This is a genomic window from Rouxiella silvae (assembly GCF_002093625.1).
GTDB lineage: Bacteria > Pseudomonadota > Gammaproteobacteria > Enterobacterales > Enterobacteriaceae > Rouxiella > Rouxiella silvae.
Genome location: NZ_MRWD01000046.1, coordinates 40,706 through 47,227 on the forward strand (window position 1 = coordinate 40,706; position 6,522 = coordinate 47,227).

Here is a 6,522-nt window from a genome sequence, read left to right on the forward strand (position 1 = left end):
GATGCATAGCAAGCTTTGTGCTTTCCTTATCTAAAAATAAGATAAGTAATTGCGAATTATGGAAAAGCGATATACCAGTAAGTGATTGCTTATTTCTTTTTTTCTCGTAGCATTTATTTAAATTAAACGAACAGGTTATCGACGTGCTTGCAATCAAATCTCCTCAGACCTATTACCATAAGTCCGGCATTCGCGCTCAAGTCGGTGAATACATTGCTCCGCTGGCGAAACGCATTGCTGTGATCACCACCTTGCGGGCGTGGGAAGCCGTTAACCCAGAGCTTGAAGCCAGTTTGCAAGCACACAATCTTCAGTACCGCGTTGAGTTCCTTGCCGGTGAATGTTCAGACGATGCTATTGCCCAACACACCGCCAAAGTGAAAGCGCAGGGTGCAGAATTAGTGCTGGGCATTGGTGGTGGGCGAGTGCTGGACACTGCCAAAGGCGTTGGAAATTTGCTTGCGGACGTGGCGATTGTCACTTTCCCAACCGTGGCCGCTACCTGCGCCGCCTGGTCACCAATCACCATTGTTTATAATGAAGCTGGTGGCCACGTTCGCAGCCAGCCGCTGACCAAAATGCCCGTACTGGTGTTGGTTGACAGCGAGGTGATTGCCAACAGCGACGTCCGCTTCCTGAAAGCCGGCATCGTCGACGCACTGGCAAAGTGGTTCGAATTCCGACCCTATCAGCAAAAAAACCGCGACAGTCTGGCGCTGAACCTTAAAGTGCAAGCAGCACGTTTTGCGGTAGACACCTTTATCGAATTCGGCGAGCAGGCGGTTAAAGACAACCAACAGCACAAGGTGACGCCGGCATTGGTGAAAGTGATTGATGCCAATATTGCTGTAGCCGGTATGGCTAACAGCATGCGCGATGATTTCCCTGCGCCCGGCGTGGCTCACGCACTGCACAACCGCATGACCCATCAGCCAGAGCTGCACGACTGGCTGCACGGGGAAAAGGTCGGTTATGGACTGCTGCTGCAGTCGATACTTGAAAATGACGGCGGTGCGCCGGACGCCGACCTGCTGGCATTGTTGAAACAGTTTGATGCGCCGTTGCGCCTACCACAAACCCTGGGCGAGCGTGCAGAAACGCTGCAGACAATGGCGCAAGAGGTCAAATTTTCCGCGCAAAATGCCGCGCGGCTGCCGTTCACGCTCTCTGCAACGACTATATTGCAGGCCCTCAAGGCCACAGACGAGCATTTCTAACCCGCAGGTCTAATCATTCAACGCGGTGAGTACGAAAGACATCGCCGCGACTCTTCTCATTGAAATTTTGAATCACATTAAGGAACACCATGACCAGGTCCTCATCATCTCCCCGTCAAATGCGCTTAGGCCTGTTTGTACAACCCCTCGGCCACCACGTTAGCGGCTGGCGTCTCACTGAGCGCCTCGGTTCACCAACCGACATTAACTGGCTGATAAGTATTGCTAAAAAGGCTGAAGAAGGCACCTTTGACATGTTTTTCGTCGGCGACGCGCTGGCGACCAACGTGCATCGTTTACCGTCGACCATGGCACGCCTTGAGCCACTGACGCTGCTTTCAGCCGTAGCTGTTAATACCCGACATATCGGCCTGGCAGCTACCGCCTCAACCACCTTCAGTGACCCGTTCACGCTGGCAAGAAGCTTCTCGTCGTTGGACCATATTAGCGGTGGCCGCGCAGCCTGGAACGTAGTGACCTCGTATTCGAATGACGTCGCACGCAATTTCAGTAAAGAAGATATGCCAGGCCACGCCGACCGTTATGCCAAGGCTACCGAGTTTTTACAGGTCGCCAATAAATTGTGGGAAGGCTGGCAGGAAGGGGCTGTCATCGCCAACAAAGAGAGTGGCCAGTACTTCGTCGACGATAAAATCAATGAGATAAACCATCGCGGCGAACACTATCAAGTACAGGGTCCGCTTAATATCACCCGTTCACCGCAGGGCAAGCCGGTCATTATTGAAGCCGGTTCATCTGCCGACGGACAAAAGCTGGCGGCGGCTACGGCAGAAGTGGTGTTTACCGCCTCTGCCAGTCTGGAAGAAGGTCAGGCATTTTATCGTTCGCAAAAACAGCAGGTTGTAGAAGCTGGCCGCAATCCGGATCACGTGCTGATTCTGCCGGGCGTTATGCCGATCGTTGGCCGCACGCTGGCCGAAGCGAAAGAAACCTGGCGCCAATTGAACTTGCTGGTTGATATCGATAACGGTATCAAGCAGCTATCTGCCCGTTTTGGTCTGGACATGACTCAGTATCCACTGGACGGGCCGGTGCCGGAAATTCCTGCCGTTGAGGGTAATCAAAGCCGCGTCAAACTGCTGACCGAACTCGCCGAGCGTGAAAATCTGACGCTGCGTGAGCTGGCCGCGATAGCGGCGGGTTCCCGTGGGCACCGTGTGATAGTTGGTACAGCCGAAGATATTGCCGACGACCTGCAGCTGTGGATTGAGCAACAGGGCGCCGACGGTTTTAACATCATGCCGGCTATTATTCCCGAGCAGCTAGACCTGTTCGTTGAGCTGGTTATCCCGGTGCTGAGAAAGCGAGGCCTGTTCCGTGAAAGCTATGAATTCTCGACGCTGCGTGAAAATCTGGGTCTGCCGAACGCCTGAATGGGCGCTGCTTCTCGTTGAAGAGTAAGGGTTTATGATGACTGTTGTTGAATCGAAAATCGTGCTGTCGGACCGCGTGCAGCGCGTTTCAATGTCGCCAAACGCCGCGGCCAAGCAGCTGACCAACAGCCTGAAAGAGGCGGGTGTCGATATTGCGGACCTGACGACCGGTGAACCAGACTTTGATACGCCCGAACACATCAAACAGGCGGCCTATGCCGCCATTGAGCGTGGTGAAACCAAATACACGCCAACGCCGGGCATCAAAACGCTGCGTCAGGCGGTGCAGCGCAAGCTGCTGCGCGAGAACAATCTGCCTTATGACGCTGACCACATCGTCATTGCTAACGGGGCCAAGCAGATTATTTTTAACGCCTTCGCCGCCACATTAAACGACGGTGATGAAGTGCTGGTGCCAGTTCCTTACTGGCCGACGTTTCCTGACAGCGTGCGTTTTAACGGCGGTACTCCGGTATTCTTAAACTGTCCGATTGACCAGGGGTACAAGCTGACGCCTGCCCAACTCGAGCAGGCTATCACCTCACGTACCCGCTGGATTATTCTTAACAACCCCGGCAACCCGAGCGGGGCGGTTTACGATACCGCTGAGCTTTCCTCGCTGGCGGAGGTTTTGCGTCGCCATCCACAGGTGCTGGTGATGCTTGATGAACTGTATGAACACGTACTTTTCGACGGTCGTCAGCACGCCAGCTTGCTCAACGTGGCCGCAGATTTACGCGAACGCACGCTGCTGGTTGGCGGGGTGTCGAAAACCTACGCCATGACTGGATGGCGTATCGGCTATGGTGCGGGTCCCAAGGCGTTGACCCAGGCGATGGCGGTGGTGCAGTCGCAAAACAGCTCCGGAGCCAGCTCGGTGAGCCAGGCGGCTGCGGTGGCGGCGTTCGACGGTGGACTTGAGTTCATCAAGCCTCAGGTTGCAGCCTATCAGGCCCGCCGTGACGTGCTGGTTGATACGCTTTCTGCCGTTGACGGGCTCAAACTGCTGCGACCCGACGGTGCGTTCTTTGTTTTCTGCCACTGCGCAGGGCTGCTGGGGCGTCGACGTACCGACGGTAAAATACTTGAGTCGGAGTCTGACGTTATGAATTTCCTGCTCGAAAGCGGCGTGTCTGGCGTCTCGGGCAGCGCCTTTGGATTATCGCCATACTTTCGCCTGTCTATAGCCACAGAATATGACACAGTGGCCGAAGCGGGGCGGCGCATTGCTGCGGCCTGTGCATTACTAAAGTAATTTATAGCGTACAAAAAGGGCTAAAAAGTCGACGATTAGTCTGTGTGCTGCTTAAGCTGGCACACAGTGCTTAATCTGTTGTAGGTTATCCCTGTAGGATGTTTTAGCCTTTTCAAGGAAACCTTTTTTTAGCGGAGAGAACCATGCCACACGTAGATTTGAAGTTTATTACCCGCAATCTGACAGAAATCCAGCAAAACGCTATTTCTGACGACATTATCGCGGTATTGAAGAAGCATTTTGGCAGTTCTGATGACTCAGTATCAATCAAACTTAACGAAATTCCGGCCGATGACTGGAAAAGCGCCGTTTATGAACCCATCATCAAGCCAGACCTCGACGTACTGATTAAAAAACCAGGCTATAAATTGGACTGAGTCTTGTCATTATTTCAGCACTGGTCGCTTATCTTCCACGGCAAGTGCTGCTATTTAAGCCACGTTAACTAATTGTTTACTTTTCTCCCTCTGCCCGCGTGCTCATTGAAGTTCTATTAAATCTTTAACTTTATAATTTCCTTAATTTAAAATCAGAGCCCTAATGGGCATATAAAACAGGAAATGCAGCATGAGTGAACAGCATATTGAACCCCGAAGCGGGTTAATTAGCCTGGTTTTTGCAACGCTACTAACCGGAATCGCGGCGGGGATTGGCGGCATGCTTTTAGCCATGCTGCTGCACGCTATCCAGCATTTTGCCTTTGGCTACAGCCCAGATGCTATCATCAGTAAAGAAAGTTTTCTTGAAGGCGTCAGCGCCGCCAACGCCTCGCGCAGATTACTGGTGCTAGTGGTCTGCGGGCTTATCGCGGGCATAGGTTGGTATCTGCTTTACCGCTTTGGTAAGCCGTTGATCAGCATTGCCAACGCGGTTAAAAACCCACAGAAGCCGATGCCGTTTTTCTCAACGCTTATTCATGCTTTGCTGCAAATTATTACTGTCGCGCTGGGCTCGCCGCTGGGGCGTGAAGTTGCTCCGCGTGAAGTGGGAGCCATTGGTGCTGGCTGGCTGTCTCAGCGTTTTCGCCTAACACCGTCTGAAACCCGGGTGATGGTAGCCTGTGGCGCGGGAGCGGGACTGGCTGCGGTATATAACGTTCCGCTCGGTGGGGCGGTATTTACGCTTGAAGTTTTACTGGGCGCATTCAGTTGGGAACTGTTAATTCCGGCAATCTGTACGTCGTCTATTGCTGCCCTGGTGGCATGGATAGGGCTGGGCAACGAGTCGCAGTATCATCTTCCAGTATTGAATATCACCTCTGGGCTGGTGATCTGGTCAATTATTTGTGGGCCGCTGTTTGGCATCGCCGCAAATCTGTTTACCCGCGTAATGACTCAGGCGCGTAAAAATGCCAAAAGGAACTGGCAAATGCCGGTATTTTGCCTCTTAAATTTTGCCATTATTGGGCTGCTTGCTGCTTGGTTCCCGCAGCTGTTGGGCAACGGTAAAGGTCCGGCTCAAATCACTTTCGACAGTGAAATAACGTTAGCCTTAGCCGCTGGGCTACTGCTGCTCAAGCTGCTGATCATCTGGGGAAGTCTGCGTTCGGGTGCCGAGGGTGGACTGTTGACCCCTGGACTTTCTAATGGCGCACTGCTGGCCTGCATCTTTGGCGTAGTTTGGGATCATTTCTGGCCAGGCACTTCGCTTGGGGCTTTTGCGATTGTTGGCGCCGCGGCTTTTCTTGCCACCTCAATGAAAATGCCGATCACCGCCGTGGTGTTAATCGTCGAGTTTACCCGCGTTAATCACGATTTTCTGATCCCCATTTTATTTGCCGTAAACGGATCCATCGCCACTAGCGCATTGATTAACAAACGTTTTGCACTGTGATTTGACCGGGTTAATTTTCATTAAAGGAAACATCATGGATAATAACATTCGACCCGTGCCATTGGATAAGTCGTATCGTTTAGTGAATCACGGGCCTACGATTTTGGTTTCCGCCCGCCATGACGGTGTTGACAACGTCATGGCCGCAGCCTGGGCATGCGGACTGGATTTTTCGCCGCCCAAGCTGACGGTGGTAATTGATAAAATCGCCAAAACGCGTGAACTGGTAGAGAAGAGTGGCATTTTTGTTATCCAGATCCCGACGGCCGCACAGGCAAAATTGACCCTTGAGTTAGGCACGGTAACAATGCACCAGCAGCCCGATAAACTGGCTAATGCCGCTGTCGAGCTGTTTGATCTCGAGGATTTCAACCTGCCTTTTGTGGCGGGCTGTTCGGCATGGCTGGCGTGCAAACTTATTCCAGAGCCGCATAATCAACAAACCTATGACCTGTTCATCGCTGAAATAGTCGGTGCGTGGGCCGATGCGCGGGTGTTTAAAGACGGACACTGGCAGTTCGAACAAGCAGACCCGTCGCTGCGCAGCCTGCACTACGTCGCTGGTGGACATTTTTATGCCATTGGTGAAGAAATTATTGTCGGTGCAAGCCAAAAGAGTTAAATAATTTCAGTAGATATAGAAGAGGAAGGGCGTATTTTACTTTCCTCTAATATATAAAACAAAACGTTTTATTATGAGATCTATAACCCCCGCTGCATATAACTAACAACCTTACCCGCATTCAATGTAAATTTATTTATAAATACATGGGGCGATTAATTATTGAGTTGATATTGGCTTGCAAATGGCGCAGCTTATGGC

At 52.0% G+C, this 6,522-nt stretch carries 6 protein-coding genes; all 6 read left to right on the forward strand.

Features of this window, described 5'->3' with window-relative positions:
- Positions 1-143 precede the first annotated feature (143 nt).
- A complete protein-coding gene (locus BS639_RS17730) occupies positions 144-1,217 on the forward strand; it encodes an iron-containing alcohol dehydrogenase family protein (protein WP_084983824.1) in 1,074 nt (357 codons plus the stop codon).
- An 89-nt stretch (positions 1,218-1,306) separates the two neighbouring features.
- A complete protein-coding gene (locus tag BS639_RS17735) occupies positions 1,307-2,611 on the forward strand; it encodes an LLM class flavin-dependent oxidoreductase (protein WP_084983825.1) in 1,305 nt (434 codons plus the stop codon).
- Positions 2,612-2,645: 34 nt separating this feature from the next.
- Complete coding sequence (locus BS639_RS17740) at positions 2,646-3,866, forward strand: aminotransferase class I/II-fold pyridoxal phosphate-dependent enzyme (RefSeq protein ID WP_407690317.1); 1,221 nt, start codon at positions 2,646-2,648, stop codon at positions 3,864-3,866.
- Positions 3,867-4,009: 143 nt separating this feature from the next.
- On the forward strand, positions 4,010-4,243 hold the full coding sequence (gene pptA, locus BS639_RS17745; protein WP_055771942.1) for a tautomerase PptA: 234 nt from the start codon (positions 4,010-4,012) through the stop codon (positions 4,241-4,243).
- A gap of 190 nt (positions 4,244-4,433) precedes the next feature.
- Positions 4,434-5,699 carry a chloride channel protein gene (locus BS639_RS17750; protein ID WP_084983826.1) on the forward strand — a complete coding sequence of 422 codons (1,266 nt, stop codon included), beginning with the start codon at positions 4,434-4,436 and terminating at the stop codon, positions 5,697-5,699.
- 34 nt (positions 5,700-5,733) lie between these two features.
- A complete protein-coding gene (locus BS639_RS17755; RefSeq protein ID WP_084983827.1) occupies positions 5,734-6,321 on the forward strand; it encodes a flavin reductase family protein in 588 nt (195 codons plus the stop codon).
- The last annotated feature ends 201 nt before the right edge of the window (positions 6,322-6,522 follow it).